This window comes from Halomonas beimenensis, assembly GCF_002549795.1.
Lineage (GTDB): Bacteria > Pseudomonadota > Gammaproteobacteria > Pseudomonadales > Halomonadaceae > Halomonas > Halomonas beimenensis.
In genome coordinates, this window is record NZ_CP021435.1 from 2,431,286 (window position 1) to 2,446,764 (window position 15,479).

At 70.0% G+C, this 15,479-nt stretch carries 14 protein-coding genes; 10 read left to right on the forward strand and 4 right to left on the reverse strand.

What is annotated here, in order from left to right; translation table 11 throughout:
- Nucleotide 1: 1 nt before the first annotated feature.
- Entirely contained in the window at nucleotides 2–3,400 is a 3,399-nt protein-coding gene (gene mscK / locus BEI_RS11420; protein WP_097789650.1) for a mechanosensitive channel MscK, read from the reverse strand.
- 155 nt (nucleotides 3,401–3,555) lie between these two features.
- On the opposite strand from mscK, the gene BEI_RS11425 reads away from it, so the two are divergent.
- The 5 genes from BEI_RS11425 to BEI_RS11445 all read left to right on the forward strand — a co-directional run bounded on the left by BEI_RS11425 (nucleotide 3,556) and on the right by BEI_RS11445 (nucleotide 6,516).
- The gene (locus BEI_RS11425) at nucleotides 3,556–4,587 is read left to right on the forward strand and encodes a phospholipase A (RefSeq protein ID WP_097789651.1); all 1,032 of its coding nucleotides are present in this window, start codon (nucleotides 3,556–3,558) and stop codon (nucleotides 4,585–4,587) included.
- Between the two features lie 87 nt (nucleotides 4,588–4,674).
- On the forward strand, nucleotides 4,675–5,007 hold the full coding sequence (locus BEI_RS11430; protein WP_097789652.1) for an ElaB/YgaM/YqjD family protein: 333 nt from the start codon (nucleotides 4,675–4,677) through the stop codon (nucleotides 5,005–5,007).
- On the forward strand, nucleotides 5,007–5,405 hold the full coding sequence (locus BEI_RS11435) for a phage holin family protein (RefSeq protein ID WP_097789653.1): 399 nt from the start codon (nucleotides 5,007–5,009) through the stop codon (nucleotides 5,403–5,405). Before BEI_RS11430 ends, BEI_RS11435 begins: the two co-directional genes overlap by 1 nt.
- On the forward strand, nucleotides 5,392–5,685 hold the full coding sequence (locus tag BEI_RS11440) for a YqjK family protein (RefSeq protein WP_097789654.1): 294 nt from the start codon (nucleotides 5,392–5,394) through the stop codon (nucleotides 5,683–5,685). The genes BEI_RS11435 and BEI_RS11440 overlap by 14 nt, the downstream gene beginning before the upstream one ends.
- Before the next feature lie 96 nt (nucleotides 5,686–5,781).
- Nucleotides 5,782–6,516, forward strand: coding sequence for a ParA family protein (locus tag BEI_RS11445; RefSeq protein WP_097789655.1), 735 nt, complete (start codon nucleotides 5,782–5,784; stop codon nucleotides 6,514–6,516).
- Between the two features lies 1 nt (nucleotide 6,517).
- On the opposite strand, the gene BEI_RS11450 is transcribed toward BEI_RS11445, so the two are convergent.
- Together BEI_RS11450 and BEI_RS11455 are read right to left on the reverse strand one after the other, a co-directional pair.
- Nucleotides 6,518–7,486: a CHAD domain-containing protein gene (locus BEI_RS11450; protein WP_097789656.1), complete on the reverse strand. Its 969-nt coding sequence runs from the start codon at nucleotides 7,484–7,486 to the stop codon at nucleotides 6,518–6,520.
- Between the two features lie 204 nt (nucleotides 7,487–7,690).
- Nucleotides 7,691–8,866: a BaiN/RdsA family NAD(P)/FAD-dependent oxidoreductase gene (locus BEI_RS11455; RefSeq protein WP_097789657.1), complete on the reverse strand. Its 1,176-nt coding sequence runs from the start codon at nucleotides 8,864–8,866 to the stop codon at nucleotides 7,691–7,693.
- A gap of 208 nt (nucleotides 8,867–9,074) precedes the next feature.
- Here BEI_RS11455 and BEI_RS11460 point away from each other — a divergent pair, with 208 nt between their 5' ends.
- Together BEI_RS11460 and BEI_RS11465 are read left to right on the forward strand one after the other, a co-directional pair.
- Nucleotides 9,075–10,172 (forward strand): efflux RND transporter periplasmic adaptor subunit, encoded by a 1,098-nt coding sequence (locus BEI_RS11460; protein ID WP_097789658.1) that lies wholly within the window; start codon nucleotides 9,075–9,077, stop codon nucleotides 10,170–10,172.
- A complete protein-coding gene (locus tag BEI_RS11465) occupies nucleotides 10,172–13,285 on the forward strand; it encodes an efflux RND transporter permease subunit (RefSeq protein ID WP_097789659.1) in 3,114 nt (1,037 codons plus the stop codon). The genes BEI_RS11460 and BEI_RS11465 overlap by 1 nt, the downstream gene beginning before the upstream one ends.
- Nucleotides 13,286–13,291: 6 nt before the next feature.
- Here BEI_RS11465 and BEI_RS11470 read toward each other — a convergent pair whose 3' ends face one another.
- Complete coding sequence (locus BEI_RS11470; protein WP_097789660.1) at nucleotides 13,292–13,702, reverse strand: VOC family protein; 411 nt, start codon at nucleotides 13,700–13,702, stop codon at nucleotides 13,292–13,294.
- Between the two features lie 69 nt (nucleotides 13,703–13,771).
- Here BEI_RS11470 and BEI_RS11475 point away from each other — a divergent pair, with 69 nt between their 5' ends.
- From BEI_RS11475 to BEI_RS11485, 3 genes are all read left to right on the forward strand, one after another.
- Complete coding sequence (locus BEI_RS11475) at nucleotides 13,772–14,200, forward strand: SpoIIAA family protein (protein ID WP_227644454.1); 429 nt, start codon at nucleotides 13,772–13,774, stop codon at nucleotides 14,198–14,200.
- A 426-nt stretch (nucleotides 14,201–14,626) separates the two neighbouring features.
- Complete coding sequence (locus tag BEI_RS11480; protein ID WP_097789661.1) at nucleotides 14,627–14,851, forward strand: hypothetical protein; 225 nt, start codon at nucleotides 14,627–14,629, stop codon at nucleotides 14,849–14,851.
- A 346-nt stretch (nucleotides 14,852–15,197) separates the two neighbouring features.
- The gene (locus tag BEI_RS11485) at nucleotides 15,198–15,422 is read left to right on the forward strand and encodes a hypothetical protein (protein WP_097789662.1); all 225 of its coding nucleotides are present in this window, start codon (nucleotides 15,198–15,200) and stop codon (nucleotides 15,420–15,422) included.
- Nucleotides 15,423–15,479 lie beyond the last annotated feature (57 nt).

Sequence of the window (15,479 nt, forward strand, 5' to 3'; positions counted from 1 at the left end):
GTCAGCGACCGATCTCGCCATCGCCGTCCTCCGGACCGGCGGGATTCCCGGCGGCGCCCACGCTGGAGGGCGAGGCCGCCTGGCTGTTCCCGGTCCGCTCCAGTCGGACCTCCGTGCCGTCCTCCCGGCGCAACCGGACATCCAGCTGATTGAAGGCGATCTCCAGGCCGTGCTCGGCGAACAGCTCGCCGACCCGGCCGTTGACCTCGTCGGTGGCGTGCAGACGGTCCATCAGGCTGTTGACGAAGATGCGCAGCTCGAAGGTCAGGCTGCTCTCGCCATAGGCGATGAAGAAAGCCTGGGGCTCGGGGTCGTCCAGCACCCGGGCATTCTCGTGGGCGGCCTGGAGCAGCAGGCGATGCACCAGACGGTGATCCGAACCGTAGGCGAGGCCATAGGTCAGGATCACCCGGGTGATGGTGTCCGACAGCGACCAGTTGATCAGCTGGTCGGTGACGAAGGTCTTGTTGGGTATGATGATCTCCTTGCGGTCGAAGTCGGTGACGGTGGTGGCGCGGATGCGGATCCGGTTGACCGTGCCGGTCAGGTTGCCGAGCGTGATGGTGTCGCCGATGCGGACCGGCCGCTCGAAGAGGATGATCAGCCCCGAGATGAAGTTGGCGAAGATCTCCTGCAGGCCGAAACCGAGACCCACGCCGAGGGCGGCCACCAGCCACTGCAGCTTGCTCCAGGAGACGCCCAGGGTCCCCAGCGCCATCACCACCCCGGTACCCACGATGGTGTAGGACAGCAACGAGCTGATCGCGTAGGCGCTGCCCTGCTTGAGCTCGAGCCGCGACAGCACCATCACCTCGAGCAGGCCCGGGAGGTTGCGCGCCATCATCAGCGTCAGGGCCACTACCAGCAGGGCGATGCCCACGTCGGCCACCGAGACCGTGCCCCCTACCAGTTCGCTGCCCTCCTGCCCGTCGGCGCCCAGGATCATGACCTGCTCCAGGTAGCCGAACACCGTCAGCAGGTCGGCCCAGACCAGGTAGAGCACCAGCAGCAGGCCCAGCATCAGGAACAGCTTCGACAGCCGCAGCGACTGGGCGTTGACCTGTTGCATGTCCAGGGGCGGCTCCTCGACGACCTCCAGGCCATGTTCGGCGCTCTCCGCCTCCTGGGCCTGGGCTCGCCGGCGCTGCAGGGCCCGGCGGTAGGCCAGCCGCCGGGCCGCCACGGCCAGGCCCCGCACCACGGCGGCCTCCACCAGGATCCAGACGGCCAGCAGGTAGAGAGTGATCACGAAGCGGCCCACCAGGCTCAGCGCGGTGTAGGCGTAGCCGTAGGTCACCAGGCCCGCGAGGATCAGGGGCACCAGCGCCATGGCCAGGCCCACCGACAGACGGAACAGCTTGCCTCCGAAGAAGGGCACATGGGCCAGGATCAGCTTGGCCAGGGCCAGGCTCATGCCCAGCAGGCCGACCAGCAACAGCCCCAGCGCCACGGGGCGATGGGTGAGGTCGATGGCCGCGTCCCGGGCCAGGGTGCCGATGAACAGCACCGGGACCAGGGCCAGGCCGAGCCAGCCCAGCCAGTGGCGCAGTCGGGCCACATAGCCGGCAGGCCAGTGGAAGTGGTGGACCGCGACGCCATCGGCCACCAGCAGGCGGCGCCCCCAGGCGAGCACCGCCCAGGCCAGGGCGAGATGCAGCAGGGACCAGCCGATCCCGGGGGCCATGCCCTGCCCACCCAGCATCAAGCCGAGGCCCAGCGTCGCCAGGCCGAGCGGCCCGGGCAGGGCCAGCAATGCCTCGAGAGCCACCGCCTGCGGGGTATGGCCCTGGCTGTCGTGATGCAGGCGGCCGATCTCGCCATGCAGGCGTTTCAGCCGACGCTGCATGGCGCGACGTAACAGCAGCAGCCCCCCCGTGAGCAGCAGCAACGGCGAGGCGCCCAGCACGCCGGCATCGGGCCATGCCCAATGGCGCGGCAAGGCCCGGCGCCATTCCCCTTCCTGCCATTCGTCGTTCAGGTGGTCGGGCAGCCGCATCAGCCAGGCGACGTCCAGGGGCCTGGCGTTGGCGACCCAGAACAGCTGCTCGTCGAGGGTGTTTCGCAGGCTGCGGCTGGTGTCCAGCAGTTGCTGCTGGTGAAGCTGCAGCTCGATGGCGGCGGTCAGCATCTCGCCATAGGTCGGCTCGAGCTGTGCGACCAGCTCGCGCCGCGCACGCAGCAGCTGGGCCAGGGGCTCGACCAAGGGCCCGCGCGCCTCCACCCCCGCATCGGTCAATCGCTGACGGGCCTGACGCTCGACGTCCTGGAGCCGCTCCCGCTGGCGGTCGAGCTCGAACTGCTTGAGCCGCAGGTCGGCGATCTCCTCCTGCAGGCTGTCCAGGGTCTCCACACGGGGCAGGGCCTGGCGCTGCTCGCGCAGGATGCGTGACAGCAGGGGACTGCCGCGGATGGCCTCGATATGCTCGGCGAGGCCGCGCTGCAACTGACGCACCCGGTCCAAGCGGCGCCGGACCTCCTGGACCCGACGTTCCAGGTCGTTGGCCCGGCTGGTGGCACGCAGCAGCTCCAGGCTCATCTCCCGGTTGACCCGCTGGGCCTCCTGGATCAGCGGATGCTGGGTGACGCCTTCCGGCTCGTCGCTCACCGCCTCGGCGATGGCCTGCTCGGACACTTCCCGACGACGTTGCTCGACGGCCCGGCGCAGGGTCAGCGCCTGGGCCTCGAGTCGCGCCACCCGACGTTGCAACAGGTCACGACGCTGCTGGGCCAGCTCCCGGAAACGCGGGTTGGTGGCCAGTTCCCGCTGATGGAGGGTCAGGCGACGCTCGGCCAGGGCTCGCTCGATGCGATGGCGGAGCCGCCGCGGAGCGTCCTCCGCGACGCCCTGCGACGCCAGCTCCTCCAGCGCCCGACGACTCTCCTCCATGGCCAGGGTGGCCTCGGCGATGGCCTGCTGGGCACGCTCGGGCAGGGTCTGGGTCCCCAGCAGGCGCGTCTCCACCTCGGCCAGGCGATCCTGGGCGTCGCCCAGCTCCGCGGTGACCGAGGCCAGGCGCCTCTCCAGGGCATCTAGGGCGAGCCCCTCGACGTCCTCCAGCCCCTCGGTCGGCGGCGTCTCCCGGGCGGCCGACAGTTCCTGCTCCACCTGCCGGAGCTCCTCGGGGGCGCTGTCCGCGCGACGCTCGAGCTCGGCCAGCTGGTCGTCGACCTCGGCCAGGGACTCGAGGCCGTCCAGTGCCCCCTGCAGGGCCTCGATATCCCGCCGGGCGGCCTCGCTGGCCTCGCCCCCTTCGACCTGATGGAGCGCCTCGAGGCGGGCCTCGAGCTCGGCCCGCTCCGGCAGGGAGGCCTGTCCCCAGGATGGTCCGGCGAGCCCGACCAGCAAGAGGCAAAGAATGTGGAACAACGCGAGGCGCAGGAGCAGAGGCAAGGCGGTCAAGGGAACCTCGTCGGGGGCGTCACCATGGGCACCTCAGGGATTCTCGGGGGTCCGGGCCGGCAAGGCAATGGCGTCGCCGCACGCCGCTCCCCGTTGACTTGCCCGACGGGCGTGATAGAACGACGACTCCTACTCGACAAGGTAGCCGAACCATCATGGCGTCCCGCTTCCTCACCGGATTGCTCTCGGCCCTGCTGTCGGCGGGGCTTGCGAGCCTGGCCCATGCCCAGGCCGATGATCCCCTCGGCGAGGCCGAGCGCCAGGCCATCCGCGACCGTATCCAGTCCCTGCAGGACGAGATCGGGGAGCTCCGCACTCGCCTCAAGACGGCACCGCCGGCGGAGAGCGACGCGCCTCGCTCGGAGCCGTTGCTGCAGGAATCCATGGCCGAGCGCCGCCTGCTCGAGGAGGAGTCCGCCGGCAACCCCTATGCGATCACCGCCCACCATCGCAACTACCTGCTGCCCCTGAGCTACACCACGACCCCCAACGAGGTTGCCTTCCGGGAGATCGATGACACCGCCGACCCGGACCGGCTGGAGGTCAAGTACCAGTTCAGCGTCAAGTTCAACCTGGCACGGGAGCTGCTGCTCGGCCACGGCGACCTCTACTTCGCCTACACCCAGCGCAGCTGGTGGCAGGCCTACAACGCGGATGCCTCCTCCCCCTTCCGCGAGACCAACTACGAGCCCGAGGCCTTCCTCGAGTTCGACAACGACTGGCGTGTCGGCGGCTGGACCAACATCGGCAATCGCATCGCCCTCAACCACCAGTCCAATGGTCGCTCCAACGCACTCTCGCGCAGCTGGAACCGGGTGATCCTGACCAGCACCTTCGTCAACGACGACTGGGCGGTCTCGCTGGCCCCCTTCTGGCGCATCCCCGAGCCCGAGGACGAGGACGACAACCCCGACATCCATCGCTTCATGGGGTATGGCGACGTGACCGTGGCCCGCCGCCTGGACGGGGGGCACGAGGCCAGCCTGCTGTGGCGGGGCAACCCCGGCAGCGGGCACATGGGAGCCCAGCTGGACTATTCCTGGCCGCTGTTCGGCAAGGTACGAGGCCACGTCCAGTTCTACCAAGGCTACGGCGGCAACCTGATCGACTACGACCGCAGCGTGAGCCGGCTCGGCCTGGGCTTCAGCCTCAACCCCCTGTTTTCCACAGGCAGTTTCGCACGCTGAAGGGGGCGATCCCCGGGCCCGACACATTACGGAAGCGCGAGTCGACTGCTATGCTGGAGCTGTCATTCACCGTCAGAGGACGACCCGATGGCCGATCATGCCCCCCATACTCGCGACACCACCCGGCAACTGAAGGAAGACCTGCAGCATCTCTCGCAGACCGTCGAGGAGCTGGTCAATGCGACCGCCGACGACTCCCGCCACAACATCAAGGAGCTGCGGGAGCGGGCCGAGCGGCGGCTCAACGAGACCCGCGCGCGCCTCGAGGCGCGCGGTGAGCGCGCCTATCAGGAGGCGCGGGACACCGTGACCCACCAGGCCGACGCCTGCGACCGCTACGTCCACGACCACCCCTGGACCAGCATCGGCATCGGCGCCGCCGTCGGGGTCGTGGTCGGCATGTTGATCGGGCGGCGCTGATGGCAGCGAGCCAAGGACCGGCTCAGCGGCTGTTCGGTGCCGGCAAGCGACTGCTCTCCAGCCTGCTGGCCACCGGCGAGACGCGCCTGCGTCTCGCCGTGCTCGAGCTGGAGGAGGAACGCGCCAGGCTGATCGCCCTGCTGATGCTGGCCGGCATCAGCCTGATCCTGTTGCTGCTGGGGCTCGGCGTGCTGACCGCCCTGGTCATCGTCGCCTTCTGGGAGAGTCACCGACTCACCGCGATCGGGGCCAGCGCCGCCGTGCTGCTGCTCGGCGGCCTGGGCCTGGCGGGCTGGGTCATGCACCTGGCCCGGCGACGCACCCTGCTGGTCGATACCCTCAAGCACCTGGCCCTGGATCGCGAACTGGCCGAGCGAGACCGTGATGCACAAGGCTAAGGCCCACCGCCAGGCGCGCAAGGCGGCCTTGGAGGCCACCATCGAACAACAGCGGGTCGACCTGCTGGTCGCCGCCGAGCAGTGGCGGTCGTCGGCGCACCGGCTGGATGCCGGCTGGCAGGCGTTGCGGCGCTACCGTAGCCCCGCCCTGGCCGCGGGCGCCCTGCTGCTGTGGGCCGTGGCCCGCCGCCCGGGGGCGGCCAGGCGGCTGGGCCGCCGGGCCCTGCTGACCGCCCTGGCCGCACGACGGCTGCGACGGTGGCTGCCCCGCAGCCCCTGACAGGACGCCATAACCGCTTCGTAACACTCTGAAGTTACAGCCCTGTTATGATCCTGTGTCGAGATCATGACGGATCATCCACAGGGAGCGGACCCCATGCGCATGCTGGCGCTCTACAGCATCAAGGGCGGCGTCGGCAAGACGGCCTCGGCGGTGAACCTGGCGGCGGAAGCCGCCCGGGCAGGCCATCGCGTGCTGCTCTGGGACCTCGACCCCCAGGCCGCCACCAGCTTCTACCTGCGCGTCAAGCCGCGCATCCGTGGGGGCGTCGGCAAGCTGGTCAAGGGCAAGGCCTCCTTCGACAAGGTCATCCGGGCCACCCAGCTGGAGAACCTCGACCTGCTGCCGGCGGCCCTGGCCTCCCGGGAGATGGACGAACTCCTCGCCAAGCGCGGCAACAGCCACCTGCGCCAGGTCCTCAAGCCGGTTCGCGACGATTACGACCTGGTGATCCTCGACTGCCCGCCGAGCCTGTCCCACCTCTCGGAGAACATCTTCTCCAGCGTCGACGCCCTGCTGGTGCCGGTGGTCCCCACGGTGCTCTCCCTGCGCACCCTGGAACAGCTCGAGACCTTCCTGGACGACCACGATATTCCCTGCCCGCTATGGCCCTTCATCACCCTGGCCGACCGTCGGCGTACCCTGCACCGCGAGGTCATGGCCGGCATGCAGGAACGCTGGCCGCTGATGCTGTCCCACGCCATTCCCTCCGCCAGCGTGGTCGAGCGCATGGGGCTGGAGCGAGCTCCCCTGCAGCTGTTCGCCCCCCGCAGCGTGGCGGCCCGCGCCTACGCCGCCCTGTGGCGGGAGCTGGCCCAGCGGCTGGGGTGACTCATCCCTTCCCGCGCATGGCCGCCACCACCGCGTCGAGGCGCGCCGTCAGCGCCGCCATGTCCACGCCGCCGGGATTGCCCACCGCCGCCTCGTAGTGACCGAGCAACCGCCGGCGATTGCCTCGGGCCAGGCCGAGGAAGCCTCTCAGGTGTCGCGGCGCGGCGGCGCTGGCCGTCTCGCCCCGGGTCGCCTGGATCAGCCGCGCCTCGACCTCGTCGCCGGCATGCTCGGCGGCCGCCGCCTGCAGCGCCGTCTCGCGGACCAGGTCGTCATGCAGCACGCCGAAGGCATCCTGGAAGGCCTTCATGGCCTTCTCCGCCTCCTTGAACACCGCGTCCTCGTCCTTCCAGGGCCGCAGCAGGTAACGGATGCGCTTGCCGGTGATGCGCGGCCGGTGCAGGGCCTCCCGGTCCTCCACCGAGGCGATCGCCGCCACCTCCCGAACCAGCGTGGCCCGCAGCGCCTCGAGCTCCCGTGCCGTCGCCTCACCGAAGCGGGGCCCCTTGGACCTGGCCTGCGCCAGGGTCGAGAGGGAACGCCCCAGATTCTCCTCCAGTTGCGGGAAGCCCTCCTCAAGATGGCGACGGGCCTCGGCATAGGCGAGATCGACCCCTTGGGTCAGCCGTTGCCGCCACCAGTGGGCGGCTCCGCGTTCCGCCGCGGGCAGGCCCGGCAGCTCGGCCTCGAGCCAGGCCAGCATCACCTCGCCATCGCGAGCGGCATTGGTCGCCTTGGCCAGGTCGCGCAGGCGACGGCGCTGCGGCTTGGGCACCTTGATGCCCGGATAGTCCCGATAGGCCTGGAGCCAGGAACGCAGCCGGCGAAGGGCCACCCGGAAGTCGTGCAGCCCCTCGAGATCCTCCGGGTCGTCGACGCGCGGCCGGGCCTGGCGGGCTTCCGCCAGCATCTCCAGGCCGCCGTCGCCCACCGCCCGGCTCAGTCGCCTGTCCTTCAATGGCTTGGGCATGGACGCCTCCTCCTCGAGATGGACGTCCCCAGTATAGGCGGCCCTAGGGAAGCACCGAATTATGTCGCGAGCGACGAGAGGCTGGTCGCCGCCGGAACGGAACCACCGGAGTTTACAAGACAGTAAATGAGGATGTTGACCGGGCTGGCGCACCAGTACCGCCGGCGGCCAGGATATCGAGCGCAGCAATAAATCAGTGTTTCCCTAAAGGGATTGGCCGCAGGCCACCCCACTCGCCCAGGCCCACTGGAAGTTGTAGCCGCCCAGCTCGCCGGTGACGTCTAGCACCTCGCCGATGAAACGCAGCTGGGGCAGCCCCGAGACCTCGAAGGTCTTGGAGGAGAGGTGGCGGGTGTCGACCCCGCCCATCGTGACCTCGGCGGTACGCCAGCCTTCGGTACCGGCGGGCTTGAGGCGCCAGTCGTTGAGGTGGCCGGCCCAGGCCTCGAGCTCGGCATTGGAGCGCTCGGCCAGCGGGCCGTCGCCGCCATGCCACTCGACCAGCGCCTGGGCCAGGCGACGCGGCAACCGCTCGCCGAGCCAGGTGGCCAGGCGCCGCTTGGGGGTATCCCGCCGCGCCGCCACCAGGGCCCCATAGGCATCCTCGCCGGGCAGCAGGTCGACGGCGAGGCTGTCGCCGGGCCGCCAGTGGCTGGAGATCTGCAGCATGGCCGGCCCCGACAGGCCGCGATGGGTGAAGAGCAGGGGCTCCCGGTAGGCGCCGTCCCGGCAACGCACCGCCACCTCGTGGCTCAGGCCCGAGAGATCCGCGGCACGGGCCTTCCACTGCGAGGTCAGGGTGAAGGGCACCAGGGCCGGGCGAGTCTCGGTGACCGCCAGCCCGAACTGCCGGGCGATGTCGTAGCCGAAGCCGCTGGCGCCCAGGGTGGGAATCGACAAGCCCCCCGTGGCCACCACCACGGCCCCGGCCTCGATCCGCCCGCGGCTCGTTTCCAGGCGCATGCCCTCCCCCCGACGCTCCAGGTGGGTCACCGAGGTCTTCAGGCTCATCTCGACCCCGGCCCAGTCGCACTCGGTGAGCAGGATGGCGAGCAGGTCCTTGGCCGACCCGGCGCAGAACAGCTGGCCCGGCGCCTTCTCCACGTGCTCCAGGCCGTGACGTTCGACCAGTTCCACGAAGTGCTCCGGGCGATAGCGCTTGAGCGCCGAGATGCAGAAGTGAGGGTTGTCCGAGAAGAAGTTGGCGGGCGTGGTTCCCAGGTTGGTGAAGTTGCATCGCCCGCCCCCGGACATCAGGATCTTCTTGCCGGCCTTGTTGGCGTGATCGATCACCAGCACGCGCCGGCCGGCATAGCCCGCCGTCAATGCGCACATCAAGCCGGCGGCGCCCGCGCCGATGACGACCGCGTCGTAAGTCATGCCTGTTCTCCGGGGATGGATGAAGCGGCGCATGGTAGCACAGGGAACCCGAGCCCCGGATCCGCACTCCATGATGTACGATTCTTGTACATCGCCTTGACCTTCGCTTGCACCGTCTTGCCCCCCGGGCAGGGCCGGAGGAGGCTAGAGTGTCCCGACCGGGCAGGAGGCCCGGCCATCAACCGCCACCGGATTCGACGAGCCACCGATGATCCTCTCCCCTCTTCATTCCTTCCTCCGGCGTCGCTGGCCGGCCCTGCTGCTCGGCCTGCTGCTGGCCCTGCCGGTATCGGCCCAGGAGCGGACGGCCGTGATCGGCGCCCGTGCCACGCTCACCGACTGGTCCGACCCCCTGGAGGCCTTGGGCACCCTCGCGGCCGAGGAAAGCGTCACCCTCTCGGCGACGGTCACCGAGACGATCGCCGAGCTCGCCTTCGAGGGCGGCGAGCGAGTCGAGGCCGGCCAGGTGCTGGTTCGACTCGACGACCGCGAGGAACGCGCCGACCTCCGGGCCGCCGAGGCGAGGCGGGACGAACGCCGGTCGGCGGTGACTCGCCTGGCCCAGCTTCAGGAGCGCAACCTGGCGCCCCGTGCCGAGGCCGAGGACAGCCGCGCCCAGCTTCGCCAGGCACAGGCCGAGGTCGAGGCCCTCGAGGCCCGGCTCACCGACTACCGGATCCGCGCGCCCTTCGCCGGGGTGGTGGGCTTTCGCCGGGTCAGCGTCGGCACCCTGGTCACCCCCGGCATGGAACTGGCCACCCTGGACAAGCTGGATCGCATGAAGCTCGACTTCCGGGTCCCCGAGGTCGAACTCGGCAGCCTGGCCCCCGGGATGCGTCTGTCCGCCGAGAGCGCCGCCTTCCCCGGCAGCCGCTTCCGCGGCGAGGTGGCGGCCATCGGCTCCCGGGTCGATCCGGTCAGCCGCAGCGTGCCGGTCCGCGCCCTGCTGCCCAACCCCGAGCAGCGCTTGCGCCCCGGCATGCTGATGGAGGTCACCCTGCAACGGCGCCCCCGCCAGGCCCTGGTGATCCCGGAGTCGGCCTTGATTCCCGAGGGGGAGCGGCACTTCGTGCTGGTGATCCACGAAGGCGACGACGGTCGCATCGAGCGTCGTCGCGTCCGGCTCGGCGAGCGGCGCCCCGGCGAGGCGGAGGTCCTGGAGGGGCTCGCGCCGGGTGACCTGGTGGTCAGCCACGGCGTCGAGCGCACCCGCGACGGCGCCCGGGTGAGGTTGCTGGGCGTCGCCGACGAGACCACCTCGATTCGCGAGATCCTCGAGGCCGGCCGCGGCCGGGGAGGCGCCTGATGCGCCTGTCCGATGTCTCGGTCCGTCGCCCGGTGCTGGCCACCGTGCTGGCCGCGCTGATCGTGGCCTTCGGGCTGCTCGCCCTGACCCGGCTGCCGCTCCAGGAGTATCCGGCCATCGACCCGCCGGTGGTGAGCGTCGATACCCGCTATCCCGGGGCCTCGGCCGGCGTGGTGGAGACACGCATCACCCAGGTGCTGGAGGACCGGCTCTCCGGGGTCTCCGGCATCGAGGTGATCGCTTCCTCCAGCGAGGACGGCCGCTCCCGCATCAACGTGGAGTTCGCCCTGGACAAGGACATCGACGCGGCCGCCAACGACATCCGCGACCGCATCTCCGGCTCGCTGGACAACCTGCCCGAGGAGGCCGAGGCCCCCGAGGTGCAGAAGGCGGATTCCAGCTCCGACGTGGTGCTCTGGCTCGCCCTGTCCGGGGAAGGCTACGACATCGCCGAGCTCACCGACTATGCCGACCGCTACCTGAGCGACCGTTTCGCCGTGCAGGACGGGGTCTCCCGGGTGATCGTCGGCGGCGGTCACGAGACGGCCATGCGGATCTGGCTGGATCCGGACGCCCTGGCGGCCCGGGGACTGACCGTGGGCGACGTGGAGGACACGCTGCGCGAGGAAAACGTGGAGCTGCCCGGCGGCGCCGTGGAGTCCCGGGACCGGCAGTTCATGGTCCGCCTGCCCCGCGGCTTCGCCGACCCCGCCGACTTCCGGGCCCTGGTGCTCGACCGCGACGCCGACGGCTACCTGGTGCGGCTGGACGACGTGGCCCGGGTGGCGGTCGGCGCGGTGGAGGAACGCACCCTCTTCCGCGGCAACGGGGTGCCCATGGTGGGGCTGGGCATCATGAAGCAGTCCACCGCCAACGTCCTGGCGCTCTCCGAGGGAGTCCGCGACGAGCTGGCGCGCATCCAGCCCGGCCTGCCGGAGGGCATGACGCTCGAGGTGAACTACGATGCCTCCACCTTCGTCGCCGGCGCCATCGGCCAGGTGGTGCAGACCCTGTTCATCGCCATGGGCCTGGTGCTGGTGGCCATCTTCGCCTTCCTCGGCAACCTGCGCACCACCCTGGTGCCGGCGGTGACCGTGCCCATCGCCCTGATCGGCACCTTCGCGGCCCTGGCCGCCATGGGCTTCACGATCAACCTGTTGACGCTGCTCGCCCTGGTGCTGGCCATCGGCCTGATCGTCGACGATGCCATCGTCATGCTGGAGAACATCCACCGCCGCATGCAGGAGCACGGCGAGACCGCCCTGGTCGCCGCCTTCCGGGGTAGCCGCCAGATCGCCTTCGCGGTGATCGCCACCACCCTGGTGCTGATCGCCGTCTTCGTGCCCCTGAGCTTCCTGCGCGGCGACATCGGCCGGCTGTTCTCCGAGTTCGCCCTGACGCTCGCCGCCGCCGTGGCCATCTCGACGCTGCTGGCGCTGACCCTGACGCCGATGATGGCCTCCAAGATCCTCAAGACCGACATGCACGAGGGCCGCCTGGCCCATGGCGTGCACGCGGCCCTGCTCGCCACCCGGGCCGGCTACCGCCGCCTGCTCGAGCGGGCCCTGCGCGGCCGCTGGGCGGTGGTGGCGGCCTTCGCGGCCCTGATCGGCGGCATGCTGTGGCTCAACGCCCAGCTGCCCCGGGAGTACACGCCGCAGGAGGATCGCGGCACCTTCTTCCTGCTGGTCAACGGCCCGCCCGGCGCCACCTACGACTACATGCTCGACTACATGGACGAGATCGAGGCCCGGCTGCTGCCCCTGCGGGAGTCCGGCGAGATCGACCGGGTGCTGGTGCGCGCCCCGCGCGGCTGGGGCAACATCGAGAACTTCAACGGCGGCTTCGTCATCGTCGGCCTCGCCGACTGGGACGAGCGACGCCCCGCCTGGCCGATCATGGCCGAGGTCCGAGCCCGGCTGGCCGACCTGCCCGGCGTGCGCGCCTTCCCGATCATGCCCCAGGGGTTCGGCGGCGGCATCGAGCAGTCGATGCAGTTCGTGCTCGGCGGCGGGCGTTACGACCATCTGGCCGAGTGGCGCGATACCCTGATCGCCCACGTCCGGGAGGACAACCCTCGCCTGACGGGACTCGAGAGCGACTACGAGGAGAACCAGCCCCAGCTGCGCGTGGCGATCGACTACGCCCGCGCGGCGGATCTCGGGGTGACCGTCACCGAGATCGGCCGCACCCTGGAGAGCCTGCTCGGCGGACGCAGCGTGACCCGCTACGTGGAGGACGGACAGGAATACGGGGTCATCCTGGAAGCCGAGCGCGGCACCCTGCCCAGCCCCCGGGCCCTGGACAGCGTCATGGTCCGCTCCCAGCGCTCCGGCGAACTCGTCCCGCTCTCCAGCATGGTCACCCTCACCGACCATGCCGGCCCCAGCACCCTCAACCGCTACAATCGCCTGCGTGCCATCACCGTCCAGGCCAACCTGGCGGATGGCTACTCCCTGGGCGAGGCCCTCGCCTACCTGGAGGCGGCGGCGGACGAGGTGCTGCCCGCCGAGGCCCAGACCGACGTCAAGGGTGCCGCCCGCGACTACCTGGAGGCCAGCGGGGCCGCCACCTTCCTGCTGGTGCTCGGCGTGCTGGTGGTCTTCCTGGTGCTGGCCGGCCAGTTCGAGAGCTTCATCCACCCCCTGGTGATCATGTGCACCGTGCCGCTGGCCATGGTCGGCGCCCTGCTCAGCCTGTACCTGACCGGCCAGACGCTGAACATCTACAGCCAGGTGGGGCTGGTGATGCTGGTGGGCCTGGCGGCCAAGAACGGCATCCTGATCGTGGAATTCGCCAACCAGCTCCGCGACGCCGGCCATGCCTTCCACGAGGCGCTGGTGGAGGCCGCCGTCACCCGCCTGCGGCCGGTGGTGATGACCGCCGTGACCACCATGGCAGGCTCGGTGCCGCTGATCCTCTCCAATGGCGCCGGCGCCGAGACGCGCCTGGTGATCGGCACCGTGATCCTCTGCGGGCTGGCCACGGCGACGCTGTTCACCCTCTTCGTGGTGCCCGTCGCCTACGACCTGCTGGCCCGGCGCACCGGCTCCCCCGGCGAGGTGGCCCGCCGCCTCGAGCGCGAGATGGGCGAGTACCCGGCGGCGCACTGACCGGCGCTACTCCGCGCCGGGCCCGATCCACACGTAGGGGTTGTAGGCGACTTCCCAGAGGTGGCCGTCGGGATCGGCGAAGTAGCCGGAATAGCCCCCCCAGAACACGCGCTGGCCCGGCTTGACCAGCCGGGCACCGGCCGCCTCGGCCTGGGCCAGGACCGCGTCCACCTCGCCCTCGCTGCCCACGTTGTGGGCCAGGGCGACGCCGGTGAAGCCGTGCCCCTCGGCCGATACCCCGGCATCCGCGGCCAGCGCCTCACGGCCATAGAGTCCCAGCCAGGTGCCGTTCAGGGGGAAGAAGGCGACCTCCGGCGGCGAGTCCATGCGCTCCCAGCCGAGGCCTTCGGCATAGAAACGCACGGCCCGCTCGAGATCGGCGACGCCCAGGGTGATCATGCTGATGCGCGGTTGCATGGTGATGCCTCCCGGTGTGTGACGCTCAGTGTAGGCCCCGAGGGGCGCCGAGGGGCTATGCTGTTAGGCATGACCATCGACACCGAGGGGGACGTCAGGATGCTCGAACTCCTGCCGCCGGGCGCCGACCATGTGGTGGCCATGCGGGTCAGCGGTCGCGTCACCGCCGACGACCTGCAGACGGCCATCGACGCCATCGAGACCGTCAAGAAGGCACACCCCAGGGTCAGCCTCTATACCGAGATCGACGAGATGCGCTGGATGACCTTCACGGCCTTCCTGCGGGATCTGGGCTATGCCCTCACCCAGGTCGGCGACCTGGACCGCTATTACCGGGCGGCGGTACTCAGCGACCGGCACTGGGTGCAGCATCTCACCCGCCTGGAGAATCGGCTGTTCAAGACCATGGAGATCCGCACCTTCCCCATCCGTGACAAGCCCCTGGCCCTGGAGTGGGTTCGCCAGTTGCCCGAGGTCCCGAGCGCGGCCTCGGCGTGATGGGCACCGGCGGCGCCCCGACCACAGAGCAAAAAATGCCCCCACGAGGGGGGCCAAGCAGGGAACCGTCGGGACCTCGGGGCAATGCCGGATGACAACCCGCGACCCCTGAATGCCCCGCAAGGGGGGGATAGGCGACGCGGCCTCGGGGCGCTGCGTCGTTCCTATGGCTCCATCATGGCGCCTCCCGGAGAGGAAGACTGCACGGCATCGTCCATGCCCCGCGTAGGACATCGATGACAGCGCCACGAAGCCGAGGCGCACCCCTGTGCGCCATTCCCCGTCCTTGCGGCAGGCCGTACGCCTGGCCTCCGTCCCCCCGACTGACGATGATTGCGAACAAGATCACGCGGGAAGTGCGAGAAGGCTTACAGCCAGACGGCGTCCGCTGGACGATGCTGGGGGTGACGCCGGATGGAGGCCCCCATGAACGACATCGAGTTGCTGCCATCGCCCCTGGGGCACTGGATGATGATGTGCCCTTGCGGCGCGGCCGAGCTGCGCTCCCCTCGAGGCCCCGCCTGGGCGACCTTCGAGCTGCGCACCCTCGCCGATCACCGTTACCGGATCACCTGCTGCGAGTGCGGCCATGTCACCGAACAGAGCCACCATCGCCAGGCGGCCCTGGAGGGCAGCGCGCCCCTCGACTGAGCCCCTGCGCGTTTCCGCCACACGGCGATCACGCGACCTCTCCGCAGCGATTCCCTCGCCCAGGCTTTCCGAGTCGGGAAGCGGTCCCTTCACCGCAATCAGGCCGTCAGCTTCGGGACGCGACGTTGCCCTTGCGTGAGCACCCTGGAGCGCGAGCCCAGGGTGCCGAGGCAGGCGACCCTCGCCCTCAGTCCACATCGGGGTCGGCACACAGGCGCGATAGGCCACTCGGCAGAGCGCCCGGACACCCGGTTCGGGCCATGACACGATGGACTTGAGACAACGCTTACATATGCCCGAAGAATCCTGAGGTATGATGGCGTGACTGGTACATGGAGAGACCTGGATGACCGATATCGAACTGCTGGCATGTCCCCTGGGGCACTGGATGATGCTCTGTCCCTGCGGCTCGACCGAGCTGCGCTCGTCGCCGGGTCTCGTCTGGACGGCCTTCGACCTGCGCCCTCTCGCCGACAGCCGTTACCGGATCACCTGTGACCAGTGCGGCAATTCCACCGAGACGTGTCACCACGTCGACGCCATCGGGGAGCATGACGCCGTTTCCCGATGAACCGCGAAGGACGCTTCCCCATGCCAAGGGGCACCCGAGCCTGACATCGAAGGCAGG

Coding starts and splice junctions, on each gene's coding strand:
- BEI_RS11480 (WP_097789661.1), top strand. CDS start 14,627: ATGAACGACATCGAGTTGCTGCCATCGCCCCTGGGGCACTGGATGATG.
- BEI_RS11430 (WP_097789652.1), top strand. CDS start 4,675: ATGGCCGATCATGCCCCCCATACTCGCGACACCACCCGGCAACTGAAG.
- BEI_RS11475 (WP_227644454.1), top strand. CDS start 13,772: ATGACCATCGACACCGAGGGGGACGTCAGGATGCTCGAACTCCTGCCG.
- BEI_RS11435 (WP_097789653.1), top strand. CDS start 5,007: ATGGCAGCGAGCCAAGGACCGGCTCAGCGGCTGTTCGGTGCCGGCAAG.
- BEI_RS11465 (WP_097789659.1), top strand. CDS start 10,172: ATGCGCCTGTCCGATGTCTCGGTCCGTCGCCCGGTGCTGGCCACCGTG.
- BEI_RS11450 (WP_097789656.1), bottom strand. CDS start 7,486: ATGCCCAAGCCATTGAAGGACAGGCGACTGAGCCGGGCGGTGGGCGAC.
- BEI_RS11455 (WP_097789657.1), bottom strand. CDS start 8,866: ATGACTTACGACGCGGTCGTCATCGGCGCGGGCGCCGCCGGCTTGATG.
- BEI_RS11425 (WP_097789651.1), top strand. CDS start 3,556: ATGGCGTCCCGCTTCCTCACCGGATTGCTCTCGGCCCTGCTGTCGGCG.
- BEI_RS11445 (WP_097789655.1), top strand. CDS start 5,782: ATGCGCATGCTGGCGCTCTACAGCATCAAGGGCGGCGTCGGCAAGACG.
- BEI_RS11470 (WP_097789660.1), bottom strand. CDS start 13,702: ATGCAACCGCGCATCAGCATGATCACCCTGGGCGTCGCCGATCTCGAG.
- BEI_RS11460 (WP_097789658.1), top strand. CDS start 9,075: ATGATCCTCTCCCCTCTTCATTCCTTCCTCCGGCGTCGCTGGCCGGCC.
- BEI_RS11485 (WP_097789662.1), top strand. CDS start 15,198: ATGACCGATATCGAACTGCTGGCATGTCCCCTGGGGCACTGGATGATG.
- BEI_RS11440 (WP_097789654.1), top strand. CDS start 5,392: ATGCACAAGGCTAAGGCCCACCGCCAGGCGCGCAAGGCGGCCTTGGAG.